This is a genomic window from Haemophilus sp. SZY H68, assembly GCF_018829685.1.
Taxonomy (GTDB): domain Bacteria; phylum Pseudomonadota; class Gammaproteobacteria; order Enterobacterales; family Pasteurellaceae; genus Haemophilus; species Haemophilus haemolyticus_K.
In genome coordinates this window covers 404,746-429,461 of record NZ_JAHKKB010000002.1, presented here as the reverse complement: position 1 = coordinate 429,461, position 24,716 = coordinate 404,746, and the positions used below count along the sequence as shown (strand labels likewise).

25 protein-coding genes are annotated in these 24,716 nt (G+C 40.9%); 19 read left to right on the top strand and 6 right to left on the bottom strand.

Annotated features, from left to right (window positions below; all coding sequences use genetic code 11):
* The first annotated feature begins 106 nt into the window (after positions 1-106).
* From cas5c to cas2, 8 genes are all read left to right on the top strand, one after another.
* On the top strand, positions 107-781 hold the full coding sequence (gene cas5c / locus KP712_RS05990) for a type I-C CRISPR-associated protein Cas5c (RefSeq protein ID WP_215770688.1): 675 nt from the start codon (positions 107-109) through the stop codon (positions 779-781).
* Positions 778-2,556 carry a type I-C CRISPR-associated protein Cas8c/Csd1 gene (gene cas8c, locus KP712_RS05985; protein WP_215770687.1) on the top strand — a complete coding sequence of 593 codons (1,779 nt, stop codon included), beginning with the start codon at positions 778-780 and terminating at the stop codon, positions 2,554-2,556. Before cas5c ends, cas8c begins: the two co-directional genes overlap by 4 nt.
* Before the next feature lie 11 nt (positions 2,557-2,567).
* Positions 2,568-3,434: a type I-C CRISPR-associated protein Cas7/Csd2 gene (gene cas7c, locus KP712_RS05980; protein WP_215770686.1), complete on the top strand. Its 867-nt coding sequence runs from the start codon at positions 2,568-2,570 to the stop codon at positions 3,432-3,434.
* A gap of 94 nt (positions 3,435-3,528) precedes the next feature.
* The gene (gene cas4 / locus KP712_RS05975; RefSeq protein WP_215770685.1) at positions 3,529-4,179 is read left to right on the top strand and encodes a CRISPR-associated protein Cas4; all 651 of its coding nucleotides are present in this window, start codon (positions 3,529-3,531) and stop codon (positions 4,177-4,179) included.
* Positions 4,154-4,777: a hypothetical protein gene (locus tag KP712_RS05970; RefSeq protein WP_215770684.1), complete on the top strand. Its 624-nt coding sequence runs from the start codon at positions 4,154-4,156 to the stop codon at positions 4,775-4,777. The genes cas4 and KP712_RS05970 overlap by 26 nt, the downstream gene beginning before the upstream one ends.
* Positions 4,778-4,921: 144 nt before the next feature.
* Positions 4,922-5,668: a HEPN domain-containing protein gene (locus tag KP712_RS05965; protein WP_215770683.1), complete on the top strand. Its 747-nt coding sequence runs from the start codon at positions 4,922-4,924 to the stop codon at positions 5,666-5,668.
* A gap of 156 nt (positions 5,669-5,824) precedes the next feature.
* Positions 5,825-6,838 (top strand): type I-C CRISPR-associated endonuclease Cas1c, encoded by a 1,014-nt coding sequence (cas1c, locus tag KP712_RS05960; RefSeq protein WP_215770682.1) that lies wholly within the window; start codon positions 5,825-5,827, stop codon positions 6,836-6,838.
* Between the two features lie 3 nt (positions 6,839-6,841).
* The gene (gene cas2 / locus KP712_RS05955; RefSeq protein WP_215770681.1) at positions 6,842-7,135 is read left to right on the top strand and encodes a CRISPR-associated endonuclease Cas2; all 294 of its coding nucleotides are present in this window, start codon (positions 6,842-6,844) and stop codon (positions 7,133-7,135) included.
* 527 nt (positions 7,136-7,662) lie between these two features.
* Here the strand turns inward: cas2 and ligA are convergent.
* Positions 7,663-9,681: an NAD-dependent DNA ligase LigA gene (gene ligA, locus KP712_RS05950; protein ID WP_215770680.1), complete on the bottom strand. Its 2,019-nt coding sequence runs from the start codon at positions 9,679-9,681 to the stop codon at positions 7,663-7,665.
* 110 nt (positions 9,682-9,791) lie between these two features.
* Positions 9,792-10,772: a cell division protein ZipA gene (gene zipA / locus KP712_RS05945; RefSeq protein WP_215770679.1), complete on the bottom strand. Its 981-nt coding sequence runs from the start codon at positions 10,770-10,772 to the stop codon at positions 9,792-9,794.
* A 152-nt stretch (positions 10,773-10,924) separates the two neighbouring features.
* On the opposite strand from zipA, the gene cysZ reads away from it, so the two are divergent.
* The 6 genes from cysZ (at position 10,925) to pnuC (ending at position 16,041) form a co-directional block, all read left to right on the top strand.
* Entirely contained in the window at positions 10,925-11,743 is an 819-nt protein-coding gene (gene cysZ, locus KP712_RS05940; protein WP_215770678.1) for a sulfate transporter CysZ, read from the top strand.
* A 99-nt stretch (positions 11,744-11,842) separates the two neighbouring features.
* The gene (gene cysK / locus KP712_RS05935; protein WP_215770677.1) at positions 11,843-12,793 is read left to right on the top strand and encodes a cysteine synthase A; all 951 of its coding nucleotides are present in this window, start codon (positions 11,843-11,845) and stop codon (positions 12,791-12,793) included.
* A 154-nt stretch (positions 12,794-12,947) separates the two neighbouring features.
* Positions 12,948-13,721 (top strand): amino acid ABC transporter substrate-binding protein, encoded by a 774-nt coding sequence (locus tag KP712_RS05930; RefSeq protein WP_065265444.1) that lies wholly within the window; start codon positions 12,948-12,950, stop codon positions 13,719-13,721.
* Entirely contained in the window at positions 13,705-14,421 is a 717-nt protein-coding gene (locus KP712_RS05925) for an amino acid ABC transporter permease (protein ID WP_215768003.1), read from the top strand. The genes KP712_RS05930 and KP712_RS05925 overlap by 17 nt, the downstream gene beginning before the upstream one ends.
* 9 nt (positions 14,422-14,430) lie before the next feature.
* Positions 14,431-15,198, top strand: a complete 768-nt coding sequence (locus KP712_RS05920; protein WP_215770676.1) for an amino acid ABC transporter ATP-binding protein — start codon at positions 14,431-14,433, stop codon at positions 15,196-15,198.
* Between the two features lie 165 nt (positions 15,199-15,363).
* Positions 15,364-16,041, top strand: a complete 678-nt coding sequence (gene pnuC, locus KP712_RS05915) for a nicotinamide riboside transporter PnuC (protein WP_215770675.1) — start codon at positions 15,364-15,366, stop codon at positions 16,039-16,041.
* A gap of 71 nt (positions 16,042-16,112) precedes the next feature.
* On the opposite strand, the gene gorA is transcribed toward pnuC, so the two are convergent.
* The 3 genes from gorA to ispB form a co-directional block, all read right to left on the bottom strand.
* On the bottom strand, positions 16,113-17,483 hold the full coding sequence (gene gorA, locus KP712_RS05910; RefSeq protein WP_215770674.1) for a glutathione-disulfide reductase: 1,371 nt from the start codon (positions 17,481-17,483) through the stop codon (positions 16,113-16,115).
* 156 nt (positions 17,484-17,639) lie between these two features.
* A complete protein-coding gene (locus KP712_RS05905; RefSeq protein ID WP_215770673.1) occupies positions 17,640-18,377 on the bottom strand; it encodes an epoxyqueuosine reductase QueH in 738 nt (245 codons plus the stop codon).
* A gap of 50 nt (positions 18,378-18,427) precedes the next feature.
* A complete protein-coding gene (gene ispB, locus KP712_RS05900; protein ID WP_215770672.1) occupies positions 18,428-19,417 on the bottom strand; it encodes an octaprenyl diphosphate synthase in 990 nt (329 codons plus the stop codon).
* A 213-nt stretch (positions 19,418-19,630) separates the two neighbouring features.
* Between ispB and rplU the strand changes: the two genes are divergently transcribed.
* The 5 genes from rplU (at position 19,631) to KP712_RS09235 (ending at position 22,589) form a co-directional block, all read left to right on the top strand.
* On the top strand, positions 19,631-19,942 hold the full coding sequence (gene rplU / locus KP712_RS05895) for a 50S ribosomal protein L21 (RefSeq protein ID WP_005626416.1): 312 nt from the start codon (positions 19,631-19,633) through the stop codon (positions 19,940-19,942).
* Between the two features lie 20 nt (positions 19,943-19,962).
* Positions 19,963-20,220 carry a 50S ribosomal protein L27 gene (gene rpmA / locus KP712_RS05890; protein ID WP_005626413.1) on the top strand — a complete coding sequence of 86 codons (258 nt, stop codon included), beginning with the start codon at positions 19,963-19,965 and terminating at the stop codon, positions 20,218-20,220.
* Positions 20,221-20,299: 79 nt separating this feature from the next.
* Entirely contained in the window at positions 20,300-21,220 is a 921-nt protein-coding gene (locus KP712_RS05885; protein WP_215770671.1) for a DMT family transporter, read from the top strand.
* Positions 21,221-21,247: 27 nt separating this feature from the next.
* Entirely contained in the window at positions 21,248-22,417 is a 1,170-nt protein-coding gene (gene cgtA / locus KP712_RS05880) for an Obg family GTPase CgtA (RefSeq protein ID WP_215770670.1), read from the top strand.
* Complete coding sequence (locus tag KP712_RS09235) at positions 22,407-22,589, top strand: hypothetical protein (protein WP_374223959.1); 183 nt, start codon at positions 22,407-22,409, stop codon at positions 22,587-22,589. The genes cgtA and KP712_RS09235 overlap by 11 nt, the downstream gene beginning before the upstream one ends.
* A gap of 64 nt (positions 22,590-22,653) precedes the next feature.
* On the opposite strand, the gene typA is transcribed toward KP712_RS09235, so the two are convergent.
* Positions 22,654-24,504: a translational GTPase TypA gene (typA, locus tag KP712_RS05875; RefSeq protein WP_215770669.1), complete on the bottom strand. Its 1,851-nt coding sequence runs from the start codon at positions 24,502-24,504 to the stop codon at positions 22,654-22,656.
* Positions 24,505-24,716: the final 212 nt, after the last annotated feature.

Here is a 24,716-nt window from a genome sequence, read left to right as displayed (position 1 = left end):
AACGTTTTCAAAACGTCGTCTAAATCCGCACTTCCCAACCAAACAAAGAAAATCCAGCTATCCGAAATTTTCGAATAACTGCCGATGACAACAAAAGGAGAACCCAATGAACCAAATCCGCCTACACATTTGGGGCGATTATGCCTGTTTTACCCGTCCGGAGATGAAGGTGGAGCGGGTGTCTTATGATGTTATCACACCGTCGGCGGCGCGCGGGATTTTGGCGGCGGTGCATTGGAAGCCGGCGATTCGGTGGGTGATTGACCGGATTTATGTGTTGAAGCCAATTCGGTTTGAGTCGGTGCGGCGCAATGAATTGGGCGGCAAGATTTCGGCGGGTAAGGTCAGCGGGGCGATGAAGCGCAAGAGCGTTGCCGATTTATATACGCTGATTGAAGACGACCGCCAGCAGCGCGCGGCGACAGTGCTTAAAGACGTGGCTTATGTGATTGAAGCCCATGCGGTGCTGACGGCAAAAGCGGGGGCGGATGAGACCGTTACCAAGCATATTGAGATGTTCAAACGCCGTGCGAAAAAGGGGCAATGCTTTCAGCAACCTTGTTTGGGCGTGCGTGAATTTCCTGCCGATTTTGCGTTGATTGATGAAGACGAGCCGCTGCCGCCGTCGGCGTTATCGGAAAACGAGGCAAACCGTGATTTAGGCTGGATGCTGCACGATATTGATTTTGATCACGGCAACACGCCGCATTTTTTCCGCGCGGAAATGAAAGATGGCGTGATTGATGTGCCGCCGTTTTACGCCGAGGAGGTGAAAGCATGATTCTTGCGTCCCTTGCCCGCTATTACCGCCGTTTGGCAGCAAAAACCGATGAAATGGGCAATCCGAAAGTGCCGCCTTATGGTTTTAGCGAGGAGAAAATCGGCTGGATTTTGGTGTTGGATAAAGAAGGTCGTCTGAAAACCGTTGTGCCGAATCTGACCGTCGATAAAAAGCCGCAGCCGAAGCTGATGAGCGTGCCGCGCCCTGAAAAACGCACGTCGGGCATCAAACCGAATTTTTTGTGGGATAAAACCGCCTACGCGCTTGGCGTGGAAGCCAATAAAAACAAAGCCGAAGCGAAGGAAAAGCCGTTTACGCCGTCTGGAAAAACCTTTGAAGCCTTTAAGCAATATCATCTCGATTTACTGCAAAACAGTGAAGATGAAGGCCTGCAAGCCTTGTGCCGTTTTCTGCAAAACTGGCAGCCTGCACATTTTGCCGCCGCAAATCTGCCTTCCAAAATGCTTGATGCCAACATCGCATTTTCTCTTGAAAAACCGACCGCACTTATCCATAAACGCGAAGCCGCACAAAGCTTGTGGGCTGGCTGCCTGAAAAGCGACGAAGCGCTTGAGGGCTTGTGTCTGATTAGCGGCGACACCGCCCCGATTGCACGGCTGCATCCGGCGATTAAAGGCGTGTTTGGCGGGCAAAGCTCCGGCGGTTCGATTATTTCGTTTAATAAAGAAGCCTTTGCCTCGTTCGGCAAGGAGCAAGGCGCAAATGCGCCCGTTTCCGAACAATCTGCCTTTGCCTACACCACCGCGCTGAACTATCTGTTGCGCCGCGAAAATAATCACTGCCTGACCATCGGCGATGCCAGCACGGTCTTTTGGGCGGAAGCGGACGATAGCGCTACGGCGCAGGCTGCCGAAGGCTTCTTTGCGCAAGTGTTCACACCGCCGGATGACGAACAAGAAAGCGCCAAAATTTTCAACGTATTGGAACAAATCGGCAAAGGTCGCCCACTGCAAGAAATTGCGCCCGAACTCTCTGCCAATACCCGTTTTTATATCTTAGGGCTTGCCCCTAATGCCGCACGAATTTCTGTTCGGTTTTGGCTGGATACCACGTTTGGGCAGTTGGCGGGAAATTTGGCGCAGCATTGGCAAGATTTAGTCATTGAGCCTTGCGCATGGAAAACCCCGCCGTCGATTTGGCGACTCTTATTGCAAACTGCCGTATTGGGCAAAAGCGAAAACATCTCGCCCGTATTGGCAGGCGAAATGACCCGCGCCGTGATTTGCGGCACGCCGTATCCCTTAAGTTTGCTGTCGCAACTGATTACCCGAATCCGCGCCGACGGCGATGTAAACGGTCTGCGCGTGGCAATGATGAAAGCCGTATTAGAGCGGCGTTTTAGAAAAGGTTTTATCGAAGAAGGAGTTCCTATGAGTTTGAACAATGAAAGCCCGAATCGCGCCTATCTTTTAGGGCGGCTGTTTGCCGTGTTGGAGCGCATTCAATATCAGGCGTTGGGCGAATTAAACGCCGGCATTGCCGACCGCTATTACGGCTCTGCATCCGCCGTGCCGTTTTCGGTTTTTCCGCGTCTTTTGTCGGGCGCAAAACACCATTTATCGCGCTTGCGTAAAGACAAAGCCGGTATGGCGGTGAATTTGGATAAAGATTTGGGCGAAATCATTGCCAAACTGCCCGAAACCTTTCCTCGCCATTTGAGCATTGATGAGCAAGGCCGCTTCGCCATCGGCTATTACCATCAAAAACAAAGCTATTTTGCTAAAAAAGAAACCGCTGAAACCATTGAAAACTAAGGAGCCAGAAAATGTCTGCCATTCAAAACCGCTATGAATTTGTTTACTTTTTTGACGTAACCAACGGCAACCCCAACGGCGATCCCGATGCGGGCAATATGCCGCGCCTCGACCCCGAATCCAGCAAAGGCTTGGTAACCGATGTCTGCTTAAAACGCAAAATCCGTAATTTTGTCGAAATCAGCAGCGAAAACGAAGCCGGTTACGAAATCTACATCAAAGAAAAAAGCGTGTTAAACCTACAAAACAAACGTGCTTATGAAGCACTTGGCATTGAGTCGGAAGCCAAAAAACTGCCAAAAGACGAAGCCAAAGCCCGCGACATTACCGCTTGGATGTGCAAAAACTTCTTTGATATCCGCACCTTTGGCGCCGTGATGACTACCGAAGTCAACAGCGGACAAGTGCGTGGCCCGGTGCAGCTGGCGTTTGCCCAATCCATCGACCCGATTGTGCCGCTGGAAGTTTCCATCACCCGCATGGCAGTCACCAACGAAAAAGACTTGGAAAAAGAACGCACTATGGGGCGAAAATACATCGTCCCTTACGCGCTCTACCGCGTGCATGGCTTTATCTCCGCCAACCTTGCTGCTAAAACCAGTTTTTCAGACGACGATTTAGCCAAACTCTGGCAAGCCCTGACGCTGATGTTTGAACACGACCGCTCCGCCGCCCGTGGCGAAATGGCAGCACGCAAACTGATTGTGTTTAAACACGACAGTGCACTCGGCAGCCAGCCTGCACATAAACTGTTTGACGCCGTGAAAGTCGAACGCGTAAACGGCGAATTAGGTACGCCTGCAAGCGGTTTTGGCGATTACAAAATCAGCGTGGTTTCAGATGACCTGAATGGCGTGAGTGTGGAAGAGCTGCTTTAAAAACACTTAAAAAGATACTCATAAATCACTTATGTGATTTATTCGCTCCTTCGGGGCCGTTGGCATAGCCAACGTTCAAAAAACGGAGTTTTTTGTGACCGCACTTTTAACCAAAACCCAAGGGGAAAATCAGGACACGCGCCTGATTCCCCTTTCCGCCCTGCAACACTACGCCTTCTGCCCGCGCCAATGCGCGTTGATTCATAACGAGCAGGCGTGGGTGGAGAACTATTTGACCGCGCAAGGCAAGGCGTTGCATGAGCGGGTGGATTCAGGCGAGCCGGAAACGCGCAAGGGCATACGATTTGAGCGGACGGTGCATGTGTCGGCGGAAAAACTGGGCATCAGCGGCGTGTTGGATTTAGTGGAAGTGGATACAAAAACAGGCCGTCTGAAACCTGTGGAATACAAACGCGGCAACCCCAAATCCGACCCGATGGACGAAATCCAGCTTTGCGTCCAAGGCTTGTGCTTGGAAGAAATGACGGGGCAAACCGTCTCTGAGGGCGCGCTGTGGTATATGCAAACCCGCCACCGCGTCCCCGTCGTGTTTTCAGACGACCTGCGCGCCCAAACCCTCGCCACCATCGCTGCCGTGCGCGAACTTTTAAACAGCGGCCAAACCCCGCCACCCGACTACGGCAAACGCTGCAAAGCCTGCTCACTGGTGGAGATTTGTCAGCCGGAATTGCTGGGGAAACGGGATAGGAGTGTGGGGTATGTGGCTGAGCTATTTTGCGAATAGAGAATTTACATTATTTAATCGAGATAAAATTATGAAAATAATGAGTTATATCGTTACACATGATTATGGTTTTGCTCCTAATCCTTATGGTGGATTTTTAACCCTTGCTACATGCAAACCAAAAATAAGAAATAGTTCAAAAATAGGAGATATTCTTGTTGGAATAGGCTCTAGCTCTGGAGTTTATAAAAACCGATTAATTTATGCAGCTCAGGTATCTGATGTAGTGAATATGAATGAATATTTTGAAAATCCAATATATCAAGTCAAAAAACCAAGTGATGAAAATATTTCAAGAAGAAGAGGAGATAATATTTATTATAAAGAAAATGGAAGTTGGACTCAGTTAAATAACCCTTTCCATGATGAAGGCAATATGAGCCATGATTTGAATTCTACGAATGTTTTAATATGTGGGGATTTTTGGTACTTTGGAGACAAAGCGCCATTATTGCCTGAAAAATTCCTTGGGATCGTTAAGAAAGGACCCAACCATAAAAATATAGATGACCACGTTTTAGTGTCTAGTTTTTTAGATTGGTTGGCAACATATGAAAAAGGGATTATTGGTAAGCCTAGTAGTTTAGGAAATAGATAGGAAAACCCTCATGTGGAAACTGCAAAACACGCTCTATATCTCCACTTAGGCAGTTTCTACATGAGCAAACCGTAGCCTGTATGCACCCAATGAGTGTGTGGCTGCACCACTATATTTATCCCCTAAATGGTATTGGAGGATTTTATGAACACTACTGTAAATAATTTTTCTGTAGAAGAAAATGAAATTTTAGATGATGAATTAGATGCGATTATACAAGAGCTTGACAAATTTGAAGAGGAAATGGATATGCATAATCAAGGATTGGATAAATTATTCAATTTATTTGATTGTGCTTTAGAATTATATGAAAAAATTGATGAGTGTAAGAAAAATTTAGAGCAGTTAAAAAAAATTATACCCCACACATCTAATTCAGATGATTTTTTATTAGGTTGTTTATATTGCAATATATGTTCTGCACTAGAAGGATTTGTTCATGGATTTATATCTGGTTTAATTAAAAATGAAGTAGATGTCGATGAGAAAAAACTTATTTCCTCTGCAAATGATAATTTAGGAAGAAAAAAGAAATTACTAACAAATATAAATGAAATTGTTAATGAGTATAAAAATAAAACTATAAACAATCCTTTCGAAATAGCTATCTTATGCAACAAGATATTTAATCTAAACATTAAATATGATGAAATAAAATTAGAAAAATATAGCACTGAGATGATAAGAGTTAGAAACTCCTTTACGCACAATAATGGTTACAATAACGGGACTTATGTGAATATAAATAAAAATGATGTCGAACATTTACTATTTTTTATAACAAGGTTTATTAATATAATTAATGACAAGGCTCTTAAGAAGTTTGATAAACAACTATCAGATGTATCAGATAAATATGGATTAAATATAGAACAAGGGCAGAATGGCTGAAATCCTCAGTCAAGGTCGTCTGAAAAACAATATTTGAAAAGCCGAGCCGTTGTGTTGGGTTACGGCGTTCCGCCTAACCCAACCTACCGAGAATTTTCAGGTATCCCAACCAACCCGTAAAACCCAAAACTGCGGTCAAAATCCAAGGAGTTTTCCATGCGCAAACTGCAAAACACGCTCTATATCACCACCCAAGGCAGTTATCTGCATAAGGAGCGGGAAACGCTGGTGGTGGAGCTGGAGCGTAAGAAGGTAGCGCAGTTGCCGGTGCATTCCATCGGGCATATTTTCTGTTTTGGCAATGTGTTGGTGTCGCCGTTTCTGCTGGGATTTTGCGGTGAAAATAATGTGAATTTAGCGTTTTTTACCGAAAACGGGCGTTTTTGGGGATGGTTTCAGGGGCGACAGAGCGGCAATGTGCTGTTGCGTCGGGCGCAGTATCGGGTATCGGAGCAAAATCCTGTGCCGATTGCGCGCAATATCATTGCGGCGAAGATTCAGGCGAGTAAGCGGGTGCTTCAGCGGCAGATTCGCAATTACGGCGAGAATGCAGCGATTCAAAGTGCGGTCGATGCTTTGAATATTTCGCTGCGGCAGTTGAAGGGCGCGGCGGAACTGGACGTGGTGCGCGGCGTTGAGGGCGATGCGGCGGCACGTTATTTCGGCGTGTTCGGGCAGCTTTTGAGCGAAAAAAGCGGCTTTTCTTTTGACGGGCGCAACCGCCGTCCGCCCAGAGACGGGGTAAATGCGTTGTTGTCGTTTGTGTACAGCATCTTGGGCAAGGACATCAGCGGCGCGCTGCAAGGCGTAGGGCTGGATCCGCAGGTAGGCTTTCTGCACGCCGACCGGCCGGGACGCGACAGTTTGGCGCAGGATATTTTGGAAGAATTCCGTGCGTGGTGGGCGGACAGGCTGGTGCTATCGCTGATTAACCGCGGGCAAATCAAACCGCAGGATTTTGTTACCGAGGCAAGCGGCGCGGTGAGCTTAAAAGCCGATGCGCGTAAGCTGTTGTTTCAAGCCTTGCAGGCGAAAAAGCAGGAAAAAATCGTTCATCCGTTTTTAGGCGAGGAAGTGGAAATCGGGCTGCTGCCGTATATTCAGGCGATGCTGTTGGCGCGGCACTTGCGTGAAGATTTGGTGGAATACCCGCCATTTTTGATGAGATAAACTATGTTAATGCTGATTACTTACGACATTTCTTTTGACGATCCAAACGGACAAGCGCGATTGCGCCGCATAGCAAAACATTGCTTAGATTACGGCGTGCGAGCACAATATTCAGTATTTGAATGTGATGTCACTCCTGACCAGTGGGTTGTGTTGAAAAACAAACTGTTGGAAACCTACGATCCCACATGTGACAGCCTGCGTTTTTACCATTTGGGCAGTAAGTGGCGTAATAAAGTGGAGCATCATGGGGCAAAACCGGCAGTGGATGTATTTAAAGACGTGCTTGTCATTTAGTTCGCTAACCTGTTGTTCTCATTAAACCCCTGATAGGATAGCGATCCTTATTTTCTTTAACAATTTGGATAAATTAATCTATTTGTATAACGGCAGTATGGCCGTTATACTTACCAAACTCCTTATCATAAAATCAGTTAGCGAAATACAGTGTTTAATTCGCTGATTTTTCTTACTTTTTTATGTAGGGAGCAGCCGCCTTCGCGCGACTGTGTGTTGAAACAGAACCAATTTGGTACAGAAGCACTTAATTTATTGCAGCCGCCTTCGCGCGGCTGTGTGTTGAAACCTCGATTGCGATCAGGCACAAGCGTATCAATTCAGCAGCCGCCTCCGCGCGGCTGTGTGTTGAAACTGTAATCTCAATCAAATTACCGTCATTAATACGGGCAGCTGCGTATTTAAGTAAGGATGAAAGAAGACAAAACGACTATGTCAGTAAGTGGATAACTTAACATTTAAATACAAAAGAGCGGTCAAAAATATGATGATTTTTGGCCGCTCTTGTTTATAGGATTTAAATCCTACTAATTTAAAATATTAACCTGCTCTAAAAATTCTTCTTCTGTTAATACTGTAATATTTAGTTCTTGTGCTTTGGCGAGCTTAGAGCCAGCTGCGTCACCTGCGATGACAAAGTCCGTTTTACTGGATACAGAACCACTTACTTTTGCACCTAGCTGTTGTAGTAATGCTTTTGCTTCGTTGCGACCCATTTGAGTGAGGGTGCCTGTGAGGACGACGGTTTTATCTTTGAATAAGTTTTCACTGGCTTCTTTTACTTCCACTGGTTCCCAATGTATGCCTTGTGCGATTAAATCATCAACGACAGCAACATTATGCGTTTCACGCCAGAATACAAAAATTCTGTTTGCTACAACTTCACCTACATCAGGAACTTGTTGAAGTTGCTCAAGATCAGCGGCTTTAAGCGCATCTAAAGTTTTGAAGTGATTAGCAAGATTTAATGCAGTGGCCTCACCAACTTCACGTATTCCTAAAGCAAAAATAAAGCGAGCAAGAGTCGTGCTTTTGGCTTTCTCAAGACTATTGAGAGCGTTTTCTGCAGATTTTGCGCCCATTCTTTCTAAGCGTGTGAGCGTAGTTAAATCAAGTTTAAATAAGTCCGCGGGTGTATGAATCAGTTCTCGATCGACTAATTGTTCTATTAATTTTCCGCCTACACCATCAATATCCATTGCTTTACGAGAGACGAAATGTTTTAACGCCTCTTTGCGTTGTGCTGCACAGAATAATCCTCCTGTACAGCGAGCCACCGCTTCGCCTTCAATACGAATAATTTGAGAGTCACACACAGGGCAATTTGTTGGGAAAATAATTGGTTTTGCATTATCAGGGCGACGTTCATGTAGTACACCGATAATTTGTGGAATTACATCGCCTGCTCGGCGAATGACAACAGTATCGCCAATAGCAATATTTAAGCGTTCAATTTCATCACCATTGTGTAAGGTGGCATTACTTACTGTAACACCTGCAACAAACACTGGTTCTAATTTAGCGACTGGTGTGATTGCACCCGTTCGGCCAACTTGGAATTCAACATCATTCAAGACAGTTAATTCTTCTTGAGCTGGGAACTTATAAGCAATCGCCCAACGAGGTGCTTTAGAAATAAATCCTAACTCATTTTGTAAGGCTATATCATTGATTTTTAATACTGTCCCATCAATGTCATAACCCAGCGAGCTTCGTTTATTCTGAATATCTCGGTAAAAATCTAAAACTTCATTTGTGCCATTACATAAACGAATTTCTGGATTCACTGGAATACCGATGGATTTTAGCCATTGCAAACGAGCATAATGAGTGCTTGGAAGTTCAACGCCTTCAGCAATTCCAATACCATAAGCATTTAATACCAATGGGCGTTTACTTGTAATATTAGGATCAAGTTGACGCAAAGATCCTGCTGCCGCATTACGAGGGTTAGCAAAAGTTTTTTCACCATGTTCTAGTGCATATTCATTTAAACGCTCAAATCCCGCGTGTGGCATAAAAACTTCGCCTCGCACTTCTAAACGTGCTGGAGGATTGTCCGTTAGAAGTTGTAATGGAATATTACGAATAGTACGGATATTGGCTGTAATATCTTCGCCTGTGGTGCCATCACCACGAGTGGCAGCTTGGGTGAGAATGCCATTTACATACAAAATACTCACTGCCAAACCATCAAGTTTGGGTTCACAACAGAAGGTAAGTGGTTTAGGTAATACGATTAAACGATCTTCAATGCGTTTTACAAAGGCATTGAATTCTTCATCGGAAAAAGCATTATCCAAAGAGAGCATGGGAATTTCATGACGAATTTGGCTAAACCCAGAAAGTGGTTTTGCACCAACACGTTGAGTTGGGGAGTCTGAAGTAAGAAATTCAGGATGTTCTAGTTCTAACGCTTTTAGCTGATGAAATAGACGATCATATTCGCTATCAGGCACTGTAGGATTATCTAGAACATGATATTCGTATTCATATTGGCGCAAGGTTTTGCGTAGATTGTCTATTTGAGTTTGAATATTTGTCATAAAATTCTCGAGGAAACATGACCGCACTTTTTGTGTGTTTAGAGTGAAAATAGACAGGCATAAAGCCTGTCTCAATAAAGATAAAAGTGCGATAAATTTAAGGTATGAATTTACACGCGAGCAAGATATGTTTGCTCTGCATTTTCATCAAAGATTTCTTGTTCTTCAGTAAGTACAATGCCTTGTAAATCTTCAGCTAATGTATGCGCTGCGCGAATCATCATTCGTAAATTAGCGAGATTATTACCTGGTGATGGTAGTTGCATAAAGAATACAATTCCCATTGTGCTAAAATCTACTAAGTTGTAAGCATCAAATGTTCCAGGCTGTTCTAAATTTGCCACGCTAAATAGAACTGGACTTGCCACACTTAAATCTAAGTGGCGGTGATACATTTCATCCTCACCCAAGATAAAGCCTAAGTTTTCAAGTGCTTGTACTAATTTCGCACCATTGAATTGGTCACTAGATTTTGGAATAAGATAAAGTTGAATATAGCCAGTTTTTTGTTTCGGTTTAGCTGTTGTTTCTGCTTTTGGTTCATTAAAAGATACGTTGTAGTCCACTTGACGTTCTTCGTGAGCTAATTCTGCAAGTTGCGCTCTTAATTCTGGTGATGACGAATTAATTCCATCGAAACTAGCATTTTGGCTTTGTTCTTCAATTTGTTCCAATGTCATATTCGCAACGCTATTTGATGTCGGCATATCATATTGTGGTTGAGTCGGCTTTAACGGCTCAGAACGATGATTTCCCATATCATAAACAGGTTGAACATTTGGAATTGAAATCTTAATGTCATCGACACTTTTTTCACTTTGTCTATAATCAACAGGTTCTTGAGTTACTGCAGTATTAGGCATGACTTGATGACGAATTGGTGCATTTGCTTGCACTGCGTGAGACAAATTAGCATTTGTCGGCATCGCCTCTTCTTGAGGATGTGATCTTTGCACATGAGAAGTGCGGTCAAATTTATTAGCTTTATCAAAATATTTTGATTTCTCACGACGATTTGACCATAATCCGTGCACGATTAAGGCAACAAGTGCCAAAATGCCCACAATAATCAAAATTGTATTTAAATCCATCTTTATTCCTTACGCGTGCTAGTCTTGCGAGAATGCTATTAATGGCGCTAATCCTACCATATTTCAGTAGGTGAAAAAATACTTCAATGCGTGGAATTTTAAGGGAAAAGAGCGGTCTGTTTTAGGCGTATTTTTATTGAAAGGAAAGAAAAATGTTGAATCCTAATGAATTAAAATCGGGTTTCCATTATTTTGTAATGGGCTGGCATTACATCACACAAAAAGGTTTGCGTCGGTTTGTTATTATTCCAATTTTGCTCAATACCGTTTTACTTTGTGGTTTATTTTGGCTTTTTATTAGCCAAATCACCAGTGCGATTGATTGGGTGATGAATTTTATTCCAGACTGGCTTAGTTTTCTCAGTGTAATTTTGTTAACACTGTCGATTTTAACGATTTTATTGCTATTTTATTTTACCTTCACCACACTTTCTGGCTTTATTGCCGCCCCTTTTAATGGTTTGTTGGCGGAAAAAGTAGAAAAAATGCTGACAGGTGAAAATATTAATGATGATAGTCTCGTGGATGTAATGAGAGATGTGCCTCGTATGCTTGCTCGAGAATGGCAAAAATTACGTTATAGCCTACCAAAAATTATCGCCTTGTTTTTACTGAGTTTTATTCCTTTGGTTGGGCAAACCATCGTACCAGTACTAACTTTCTTGTTCACTTGTTGGATGATGGCCATTCAATACTGTGATTATCCTTTTGATAATCATAAAGTTTCTTTTGATATCATGAAAAATGCGCTTGGCAATCAACGAACTCAAAGTTTAACTTTTGGTGGATTAGTAACTTGTTGCACATTTGTACCTGTGATTAATTTATTAATCATGCCTGTTGCAGTATGTGGTGCGACGGTGATGTGGGTGGAAAATTATCGTAATGACTTACGTTTTAATATGAATAGCGATTCTTCATCTCAAACAGGGCTTGAGGTTCATTCACAAAATACAGGGATTGTTAAATAGCTTACGGTTATAAAATAGATCAAATAACTATTTTTTTAATCAAAAGTGCGGTGCTATAAATAAACCAACATTAACGAAGTCCAACGAAAGGGAAATATTATGACAATTTATGCAGACAATTCTTATTCTATCGGAAATACGCCACTTGTGCGTTTAAAACACTTTGGTCACAATGGCAATGTGGTGGTGAAAATTGAAGGTCGTAACCCAAGCTACAGCGTAAAATGCCGCATTGGGGCGAATATGGTGTGGCAAGCAGAAAAAGATGGCACGCTCACGAAAGGGAAAGAAATTGTAGATGCAACGAGCGGTAACACAGGTATCGCTTTGGCCTATGTTGCAGCTGCTAGAGGTTATAAAATCACGCTCACCATGCCGGAAACAATGAGCCTAGAAAGAAAACGTTTATTGCGTGGATTGGGTGTGAATTTAGTGCTTACCGAAGGCGCAAAAGGAATGAAAGGCGCGATTGCGAAAGCAGAAGAAATTGTTGCTTCTGATCCAAACCGCTATGTCATGCTTAAACAATTTGAGAATCCAGCCAATCCACAAATTCATCAAGAAACCACTGGTCCTGAAATTTGGAAAGATACGGATGGTAAAGTCGATGTTGTTGTTGCTGGCGTAGGAACAGGTGGTACGATTACGGGGATTTCTCGCTCGATTAAATTAGATTTTGGTAAACAAATCACTTCTGTTGCCGTTGAGCCAGTGGAATCTCCCGTCATTACTCAGACTTTAGCTGGCGAAGAAGCAAAACCAGGCCCACACAAAATTCAAGGCATCGGTGCTGGTTTTATTCCAAAAAATTTAGATTTATCTATTATTGATCGTGTAGAAACCGTTGATAGTGATACCGCACTTGCCACAGCTCGTCGCCTAATGGCAGAAGAAGGCATTCTTGCAGGTATTTCATCTGGTGCAGCTGTCGCTGCTGCAGATCGCATTGCTAAATTACCAGAATTTAAGGATAAATTAGTTGTGGCTATTTTACCTTCGGCATCAGAACGTTATTTAAGTACCGCATTATTTGAGGGCATTGAGGGATAGGTTATATTACGGGTAAAGTGCGGTAAAATTTTGCTGCACTTTTAATGTTCTTCTTATAACTAAAAAATCTAACTCATTACATAATCGTCTTGTTTTTCTATTAATTAGACTTTTATAATCAAGCTAATTCAAACATCATATAAGGAATACAATTATGAAAAAACTATTTTTTACAACCGCACTTTTGGCTGCGGGTTTAACATTTTCTACACTTTCAAACGCAGGTGAAATTTCAGAACGCGTTGAGAAAACAAAGACATTGCTCGTAGGGACAGAAGGGACTTATGCGCCATTTACTTTCCATGATAAAAGTGGAAAATTAACAGGCTTTGATGTAGAGGTTATTCGTAAAGTGGCTGAAAAGCTCGGTTTGAAAGTAGAATTTAAAGAAACACAATGGGATGCAATGTATGCGGGGTTGAATGCAAAACGTTTTGATGTGATTGCAAACCAAACTAACCCAAGCCCAGAGCGTTTAAAAAAATACAGTTTCACAACGCCTTATAATTATTCTGGTGGGGTGATTGTAACAAAATCATCGGATAACAGTATTAAATCATTTGAAGATTTGAAGGGTCGTAAATCTGCGCAATCTGCAACAAGTAATTGGGGTAAAGATGCAAAAGCTGCAGGCGCGCAGATTCTTGTAGTGGATGGTTTAGCACAGAGCTTAGAGCTTATTAAACAAGGCCGTGCAGAAGCAACAATTAATGATAAATTGGCTGTATTAGATTATTTTAAACAACACCCGAATGCTGGTTTAAAAATTGCTTATGATCGTGGGGATAAAATTCCAACAGCCTTTGCTTTTTTACAAGGTGAAGATGCATTGATTACAAAATTTAATCAAGCACTTGAAGCACTTCGCCAAGATGGTACATTAAAACAGATTTCAATTGAATGGTTTGGTGATGATATTACTCAATAATTGGTTGGCGAGTCTTCCATTTATGAGCGCAGAACGAGCTGATTATGTAATCAGCTCGTTTTGGCCTATGTTGGAAGCAGCAATTTTATACACATTGCCATTGGCAGTCATTTCCTTCTTCTGTGGTTTGCTTATTGCAGTGATTGTTGCAGTTATTCGTACTTTGCCTAGCCCTAATTTACCCTTAAAATTGTTACAGGCTTTATGTCGAGTGTATATCTCTATAATTCGAGGTACACCGATGTTAGTACAAATTTTTATTATTTTTTATGGATTACCTGAAGTTGGTATTACTTTAGAGCCCTTCCCGACAGCGATTATTGCATTTTCTATTAATATTGGTGCTTATGCAGCAGAGACAGTTCGAGCTTCAATTATTGCTATACCTAAAGGGCAGTGGGAAGCTTCTTATGCGATAGGTATGAATTATCGACAAGCATTTATTCGTACAATTATGCCACAGGCTTTACGTATTTCAGTACCATCACTTTCTAATACTTTTATTAGTACAGTGAAAGACACTTCACTAGCTTCTCTTGTTTTAGTGACAGAATTATTCCGTATCGCACAGAATATTACGGCAGCAAACTATGAATTTATTTTAATTTATAGTGAGGCCGCTTTAATTTATTGGATTTTCTGTTTTGTTTTATCTTTCTTACAAGATCGTCTTGAAATTCGCTTATCTCGCCATTTATAAGGAATGTTTATGTTAAAAGTAACCAATATTCAAAAAAACTTTAATGGCAATCATGTATTAAAAGGCATTGATTTTGAGATAAATAAAGGTGAAGTTGTCGCTATTTTAGGTCCCTCAGGCTCAGGAAAAACGACATTTTTGCGTTGCCTAAATTTGTTAGAGCGCCCAGAGCAAGGTAAGTTAGTTTTTACTGATGGTGATTTGAAAATTGATTTTAGTCGAAAAATTACGAAATCGGATGAATTAAGTTTACGCCGTCGTTCATCAATGGTATTTCAACAATATAATTTATTTCCCCATCGTACAGCACTTGAGAATGTAATGGAAGGGATGCTGGTGGTTCAAAAACAACCGAAAGAGCAGGCTCGAAAAAAAGCATTAATGTTGTTAGAGAAGGTTGGGTTAAGAGCTAAAGCAGATTTATTTCCATCACAACTTTCTGGTGGGCAGCAACAACGAGTTGGTATTGCTCGTGCCTTGGCGGTACAACCAGATTTAATTTTATTAGATGAACCTACATCTGCGTTGGATCCTGAATTAGTAGGCGAGGTATTGCAAACCCTTAAAATACTTGCACAGGAAGGATGGACTATGATTATTGTTACTCATGAAATGCAGTTTGCGAAAGATGTTGCAGATCGTGTGATTTTGATGGCAGATGGGAATATTGTAGAACAAAATACAGCAGATAAATTCTTTACTTGCCCACAACACGAGCGAACTAAACAGTTCTTGCTACAAGCAAAAATATCACTTGAGCCAGATTATTGTATTTAAAGTGCGGTAAATTTTTAGAGAGTTTTCTGAATAATGGATTATTTAGGATTTGATTGAAATGTGATGAATTTCACAAGTTGAGAATTAAATGTCTCTGAATCTTTACATTATCAACGCACAATGCAAGAATGCTCGCATTCAAATTTAAGTCAACAGGAGTAAATCATGACTTTGGCAGAACGTTTAAAACAAGAATTTGTTTCTGGTTGGAAACTTTTTGAGGTTGTTTGGCTTGCGCTTTTCATCATCGCGCAGATTTGGGCTTATGTACAAGCGCCAGATTCTTGGTTAGCAATGATTTCTGGTATTTCCGGTATTTTGTGTGTGGTATTGGTAAGTAAAGGTAAAATTAGTAATTATTTCTTTGGATTAATTTTTGCTTACACTTATTTTTATGTCGCTTGGGGATCAAATTTCTTAGGCGAAATGAATACCGTACTCTATGTATATTTGCCATCTCAATTTATTGGCTACTTCATGTGGAAAGCCAATATGCAAAATAGTGATGGTGGAGAAAGTGTGATTGCCAAAGCTTTAACTGTTAAAGGGTGGATGACATTAATCGTTGTGACTACGATTGGTACTTTGCTTTTTGTTCAAGCATTACAAGCGGCTGGCGGCAGTTCAACTGGTTTAGATGGTCTAACTACAATTATTACGGTTGCTGCACAGATTTTAATGATTTTGCGTTATCGTGAACAGTGGTTGTTATGGATTGCTTTAAATATCCTTTCTATTTTCTTATGGGCAGAAACACCAGCTATGTACTTAATGTATTCAGCCTACTTACTTAACTCGTTGTACGGTTATTATAACTGGACGAAATTGGTTAAACGTAGCTAAACATACTTAAGCAAAATTAGAAACAAAAAAAGAGCGGTAATTTTACCGCTCTTTTTTCTTTGCTTTGAAGATTAACGCATGGTCACGAATTCTTCTGAACCCGTTGGGTGAATAGCCACGGTGTTATCAAAATCAGCTTTTGTTGCGCCCATTTTGATTGCTACGGCAAATCCTTGAATCATTTCATCTACACCAAAACCAATACCATGTAAACCCACAACTTTTTCATCTTTACCCACACAAACCAATTTCATTTTGCACGGTTGGCGATGTTGAGTGACCGCAGTGTACATTGCTGTGAAAGAGGACTTATATACCTTAACATTTTCAGCACCATATTGTTCGATAGCTTGAGGTTCAGTTAAACCTACAGTACCGATTGGTGGATGGCTGAATACAACGGTTGGAACTAAATTGTAATCTAAATGTTCAGTCGGTTTATTATTGAATAAACGCTCAGAAAGGCGGCGACCTGCTGCAACTGCAACTGGTGTTAATTCAATGCCGTTTTCGATAATATCGCCTACCGCATAAATGCCTTTCACATTAGTATTTTGATATTTATCTACTTTGACATAGCCGCGTTCATTCGTTTCTACGCCAGCATTTTCTAAGCCAATTTTATCTGTCGCTGGAACACGACCTGCAGCCCAAATAACGCAATCTACAATAACATCAGATTGACCATCACATTTTACTGTAAGAGAGCCATCTGCATTTTTAACAATTTCAGATGGCGTGGAATTGGTATGTAATTGAATTCCATCTTGCGCAAGCACTTCCACTAATGTTTCTACGATTAATGGATCTTGATTACGCATTGGCGCATGGCGACGCACTAATAAATGCGTTTCTACGCCTAGGCTATTTAATACACCAGAAAGTTCAACGGCAATATAGCCTGCACCGATAACAGCAGCGCGTTTTGGTAATTCGGTTAATGCGAAGAAACCATCTGAATCAATGCCGTATTCTTGTCCTTTAATGTTTGGACGATATGGGCGGCCACCTGTTGCGATTAAAATATGATCTGCGGTTACTTGCTCTTTTGTACCATCAGTAAGTGTTACTTCAATAGTATGCGCATCGACAAATTTTCCGAAACCGTTAATTACATCAATGTTATTTTTCGCTAATACATTGTTATAAGATGTATGAATACGACCAATATAGGCTTGGCGACTTTCAATCAGTTTTGAAAAATCAAATTTTTTCACTTCAACATCAAAGCCATAATCTGGCGCATAATTGTTAATTGCTTCTGCAATATGTGCACCATAAAACATTACTTTTTTAGGTACGCAACCTACATTTACACAAGTGCCCCCAAGATGTTTGGCTTCAATGATTGCGCATTTTTTTCCATAGCTTGCAGCACGATTTAGAGAAGCAATACCGCCACTGCCACCGCCAATAGCGATGTAATCATAATGTTTAGTCATAGTTTGATCCTTTTTTGAATTCAAAAATTTCCCGTATTTTGCCTAATTTTTATGAAGAATGCTATAAATTGATGTAATTGGTCTTTTTAAATGTCTATCAATCTTAATTTTAAAAGAAAATAAGGCTGAAAATATCAGCCTTATTAAAGAGAGAGCTTAATCTGGCGTATAATAAAGTTTACCAATTTCAATTTTTTGACGACCTGTCTCTTCTCGCCATTTATTACTATCACGTAAAGAATACACACAACCGCAATATTCCTGTTGATAAAACCGCTCACGCTTACTAATTTCAATCATACGTTGCGAGCCACCTTCTTTTCGCCAGTTGTAATCCCAATAAATAACATCATCATATTTTTCCGCAGCGCGATGCCCACAGCCATTGATTTGATTCATATCCTTCCAGCGAGAAATACCCAGGCAACTAGTAAATACAGGGAAACCGTGTTCATGAGCATATTCAGCGGCTTTTTCAAAACGCATATCAAAACACATAGTACAACGAATTCCCCTCTCAGGCTCCCATTCCATTCCTTTGGCACGATCAAACCAATTTTGACGATCGTAATCTGCATCAATAAATGGAATGCCAAATTTTTTAGCAAAACGAATATTTTCTTCTTTACGAATTAAATATTCTTTGAGTGGATGAATGTTTGGATTGTAAAAATAAATCGTAAATTCAATGCCAGATGCAAGGATTGCTTCCATCACCTCACCCGAACAAGGCGCACAGCATGAATGTAAAAGGAGTTTATTATGTCCATCTGGCAACTCAAGTTTTTCACGAATAAAAGGTGCATTAGGATCTTTGCGTACCTTTTGTTTATGAGTTTTACCTTGAGAGTTAACCGCACTTTGCTCAGGTTTAGATTGAAGTTCTGTATTCATAAAGTTTAATTAAAATTAATTGGGATCAAGTATATAAGCTAAATTAAGGGCTAATAATTTCTATCCACAGACAAATATGCCAAAGAAATTAATGCCTTCTTATAATCACTGTCTGGCAACATTGCAATTGCATCTACTGCTTTTTGGGCTTCTTCTTTTGCACGATTCATCGCGTAATCTAAAGACTTATGCTCAGCCATAATAGCTAATACTTCATCAATAGCTTCTCGTTTACCACCTTGCTCAATCGCTTCACGAATTAAAGCCGCCTGTTGAGCATTACCATGACGCATAGCGTGTAGCAGAGGAAGGGTTGGTTTTCCTTCAGCTAAATCATCGCCTACATTTTTACCTAGAGCTTGCGCATTTGCACTATAATCCAATACATCATCGACGAGCTGAAATGCAGTTCCAAGATAACGCCCATAGTCTTGTAAAGCCTTTTCTTGATCTTCTGTTCCACCTGCGACAATTGCAGCAGCCTGACCAGCTACTTCAAACAAACGGGCAGTTTTGCTATAAATTACACGCATATAATTAGCTTCGCTCGTTTCAGGATCATTAACATTCATTAATTGCTGAACTTCGCCTTCCGCTAAAACGTTAGTCGCATCGGCCATAATTCCCAAAATCTTCAATGACTCTAATTGTGCAACTAATTGAAATGCACGCGTATAAATAAAGTCTCCTACAAGTACACTGGCAGCATTCCCAAATTCTGAATTTGCCGTAGCGCGCCCACGACGCATATCGGACTCATCCACCACATCATCATGTAATAAAGAGGCAGTATGAATAAATTCAACAAAAGTAGCACAAGTAATTGAATTAGTCCCTTCAAACCCTAAAGATCGAGCTGCAAGAACTGAGATCAATGGACGGATCCGTTTACCGCCGCCTTGAACAATATAAAAACCTAACTGCCCTATTAATGGAACATCTGAATTAAGCTGAGCAAGAATATTTTGATTAACTTTTTGCATATCGGGAGCTGCAAGTTTCTGGATCTCGTCTATGCTCATAAGATCTTGTTTCTTCATTTTTTCATCAATTATTAGTCAAAAGTGCGGTGCATTTTACCCGAATTTTCAGACTTTCTGAAATCAATCCGCAAATGAAGGGAATTTTTTTATTTTATTGTAAATAAATTCTTGCCATAGGTAGGATTTTTCCGTAGAATTTGCGACCTATTTATATGAATTTTTAAGTGTGGACTGCTAAAGAGCAGGGAAACACAATTAAGCGGAGTATTTATGTACGCAGTTTTCCAAAGTGGCGGTAAACAACACCGTGTGAGCGAAGGTCAAGTTGTTCGTTTAGAAAAACTTGAACTTGCAACTGGCGCAACAGTTGAGTTCGATTCTGTGTTGATGGTCGTTAATGGTGAAGATGTTAAAATCGGTGCACCAGTAGTTGCTGGCGCAAAAGTAGTGGCTGAAGTAGTTGCACAAGGTCGTGGCGAGAAAGTTAAAATCGTTAAATTCCGTCGTCGCAAACACAGCCGTAAACAACAAGGTCATCGTCAGTGGTTCACAGAAGTGAAAATCACTGGGATTCAAGCATAATTTCAGAGGAGATCAAGTAGATGGCAACTAAAAAAGCTGGTGGTTCAACTCGTAACGGTCGCGATTCTGAAGCTAAACGCCTTGGTGTTAAACGTTTCGGTGGCGAATCTGTATTAGCAGGTAGCATCATTGTTCGTCAACGTGGTACTAAGTTCCACGCGGGTAGCAACGTAGGTATGGGTAAAGACCACACCTTATTCGCAACTGCAGATGGTAAAGTTAAATTTGAAGTAAAAGGCGAGAAAAGCCGTAAATACGTAAGTATTGTTACTGAATAATTTAAAATCTATTCGATTGAAACGCCCTACAATTTTGTGGGGCGTTTTGTCTTTTTTAATTTCACATAAGCGAGCAGCAATGAAACAACAACCTTTATTAGGCTTTACCTTTGCGCTTATTACCGCTATGGCTTGGGGATCCTTACCTATCGCTCTCAAACAAGCTTTATCTGTAATGAATGCGCAAACTATCGTATGGTATCGTTTTATTGTAGCCGCAATCTCATTATTAGTCCTACTTGCTTATAAAAAGAAATTACCTGAACTAATGAAAGTCGGCCAATATGCTTGGCTTGCTCTTATTGGGGTAACTGGTCTTACCGGCAATTTTCTATTATTTAGTAGTTCGCTGAATTATATTGAGCCTTCAGTTGCACAAATTTTTATTCATTTATCCTCTTTTGGAATGCTCATCTGTGGTGTACTGATCTTCAAAGAAAAATTGGGGCTGCACCAAAAGATTGGGCTTTTCTTATTGTTAATTGGTTTAGGATTATTCTTTAATGATCGTTTTGATGTTTTTGCCGGACTAAATCAGTATTCAACAGGAGTCATCTTAAGCGTAGCAGGCTCTCTTATTTGGGTCGCTTATGGAATGGCGCAAAAATTAATGTTGCGTAAGTTTAATTCACAACAAATCTTGCTAATGATGTATTTAGGTTGTGCCATAGCCTTTATGCCGATGGCTGAATTCTCGCAAGTACAAGAACTCACACCTTTAGCTCTGATTTGTTTTATTTACTGCTGTTTAAATACCTTAATTGGATACGGCTCTTATGCGGAGGCACTTAATCGTTGGGATGTATCAAAAGTCAGTGTTGTGATCACACTTGTACCTCTTTTCACAATCCTATTTTCTCATATTGCCCATTATTTTAGCCCATCAGATTTTGCAGCACCAGAATTGAATAATATTAGCTATATTGGCGCATTTGTTGTAGTATGCGGGGCAATTTTATCCGCGATTGGACATAAATTATTACCGCATAAAACTCATTAAAGTGCGGTTTATTTTGGAGAACTTTTAATGAAATTTATTGATGAATCCCTTATTCGAATTGAGGCTGGGGATGGTGGCAACGGTTGTGTAAGTTTCCGTCGAGAGAAATTTATTCCTAAAGGCGGCCCTGATGGTGGCGACGGTGGTGATGGTGGCGATGTATATTTACAAGCGGATGAAAACCTTAATACCTTAATCGATTATCGCTTTAATAAACGCTTTGCCGCAGAGCGTGGAGAGAATGGACGGAGTTCAGATTGTACAGGACGTCGCGGTAAAGATATTATTTTACCTGTTCCCGTAGGAACTCGCGCTATTGATAACGACACTAAAGAAACCTTGGGAGATTTAACCCAACACGGTCAAAAAATGTTGGTAGCCAAAGGTGGTTATCACGGTTTAGGGAATACCCGTTTCAAATCATCGGTAAACCGTGCACCGCGTCAAAAAACAATGGGAACACCGGGCGAAAAACGAGATTTATTATTGGAATTAATGCTACTTGCTGATGTGGGAATGCTCGGTTTACCTAATGCTGGTAAATCCACTTTTATTCGTGCCGTTTCAGCAGCCAAACCAAAAGTTGCAGATTATCCATTTACTACCTTAGTGCCAAGTCTCGGTGTTGTGAAAGTGGACGACTCACACAGTTTCGTAGTCGCCGATATTCCAGGATTAATTGAGGGCGCATCAGATGGTGCAGGGCTAGGAATTCGCTTTTTAAAACATCTAGAACGTTGTAGAGTGCTTATTCATTTAGTCGATATTGCTCCAATTGATGGTTCTAATCCTGCAGATAATGTTGCTATTATTGAATCTGAACTTTTTCAATACAGTGAAAAATTATCAGAAAAACCACGTTGGTTAGTATTCAATAAAATTGATACGATGAGCGATGAAGAAGCTGAAGAGCAGGCTCGAGAAATTACTGAACAATTGGGTTGGGAAGAAGATTATTACCTAATTTCAGCTGCAACAGGGAAAAATGTTCCACTACTTTGTCGTGATATTATGGACTTTATCATAGCGAATCCACGCGAAGCTGAAATACAACAAGTTGCACCTGAAGAAGTAAAATTCAAATGGGAAGATTATCATCAAGAACAACTAGCTGAGCATCAATTTGATGATGAAGATTGGGATGATGATTGGACCGAAGAAGATGATGAAGGCATAGAGTTTATCTATAAACCTTAATAAAATAGCGGTTCTAGTAGTTCATAAGCTATATGCTTCTAAATACTTAAAAGAGCTTTGTGATATAGGTGTTTTGAGTGAGATATCTTTGGGAAGAGATAAATTATTTATTCATCCTAAATTGATGTCGTTACTACGAGGTGAAAATAACGAATTTACACCTCATATATAATTTTCATAAAACTTTATGATGGATTTAGGAAAATAAAAATGGGATCTTAATGATCCCATTTTTGTTAGTGAGTACTCGTGCTGGTTGTCGTACGGTTTGCACGTTTACGATCGTTTTCCGTTAAGAGTTTTTTACGGATACGGATCGATTCAGGTGTCACTTCCACTAACTCGTCATCATCGATAAACTCGATGGCTTGTTCAAGTGTAAATTTCACCGGTGTGGTTAAGACGATTGCATCATCTTTACCTGATGCACGCATGTTAGTGAGTTTTTTACCTTGTAAACAGTTAACGGTTAAGTCGTTTGTACGGCTGTGAATACCGATAATTTGACCCTCGTAAACTTCTACGTTGGCTTCGATCATTAATTTACCACGCTCTTGTAAACCAAATAGCGCATAAGCAAGTGCTTTACCTGTTGCGTTAGAAATTAATACACCGTTTTTACGTTGGCCGATTTCACCAGGTTTGATGTCATCGTAGTGATCGAAACTAGAGTAAAGCAAACCGGTACCTGACGTCATAGTCATAAATTCACCACGGAAACCGATCAAGCCACGGCTTGGGATGATGTATTCTAAACGAACACGGCCTTTTCCATCTGGCATCATATCGCGAACTTCACCTTTACGAATACCTAATGCTTCCATGACAGAACCTTGGTGTTGTTCTTCTACGTCGATAGTCACTTGTTCGTAAGGCTCTTGTTTTCTACCGTCGATTTGACGATAGATTACTTTAGGACGAGAAACTGCAAGCTCATAACCTTCACGACGCATATTTTCAATTAATACAGAAAGGTGTAATTCACCACGACCAGAAACACGGAATTCATCTGGGTTTGGTGTTTCTTCTACGCGTAATGCCACGTTGTGAACTAATTCTTTGTTTAAACGTTCAAGAATTTGGCGAGAAGTCACATATTTACCTTCTTGACCTGCAAAAGGTGAAGTATTTACACAGAAGAACATGGTTACAGTTGGTTCATCAACAGTTAATGAAGGTAAGGCTTCAACAGCGTTGATATCACAAATGGTATCCGAGATATTTAATTCACCTAAACCGGTAATGGCAATGATGTCTCCTGCGTAAGCAACATCTTCTTCATAACGTTGTAAACCGAGGTGACCTAATACTTGACCTACACGGACTTGACGAGTTTTACCTTCGCCATCAATGATAGTCACAGGTTGATTTGGTTTGATAGCGCCACGTTTAATACGACCGATACCGATAACACCCACATAGCTGTTATAGTCTAGTTGGGAGATTTGCATTTGGAATGGTGCATCAAGTTCCACTTTTGGCGGTTCTACGTGTTGAACGATCGCTTCAAATAACGGCGTCATATCTTCCGCTAATTCTTCGTGTTCAAGACCCGCTACACCATTTAATGCAGAAGCATAGATAATAGGGAAGTCTAATTGCTCATCGGTTGCGCCAAGGTTAACGAATAAATCGAATACTTGATCCACCACCCAATCAGGACGTGCGCCTGGACGGTCAACTTTGTTGATAACTACAATTGGTTTTAAACCGTGAGCAAAGGCTTTTTGGGTTACGAAACGCGTTTGTGGCATTGGACCATCAAAGGCATCTACCACTAAAAGTACAGAATCCACCATAGAAAGCACACGTTCTACTTCACCACCGAAGTCGGCGTGTCCTGGGGTGTCTACGATGTTAATGCGATAACCATTCCAGTTAATTGCGGTATTTTTTGCAAGAATGGTAATGCCACGTTCTTTTTCGAGATCGTTTGAGTCCATTACGCGTTCATCAACATCACCACGAGTGGATTCAAATGTACCAGATTGTTGAAGAAGTTTGTCAACGAGGGTGGTTTTACCATGGTCAACGTGAGCGATAATTGCGATATTGCGCAATTTGTTAATATCAATGTCGTTTTTCATTTATTACTTTCTTAAAGTTTAAGTTTTATAAGGTGGAGTTTTAATACCACCGAATAGTCCAAGTAGTTTAAATTAGTGAGTAGAACTCACCCTACAAGAGAATGTTGAAAGGGCAAAAATTATACACGATATTTCGTTGATCTGCTATGCTGGGTGATAAAATAAATCCCATGAAAAAGGTAAGTGGTTACGTTATAATGCCACCTTCATTT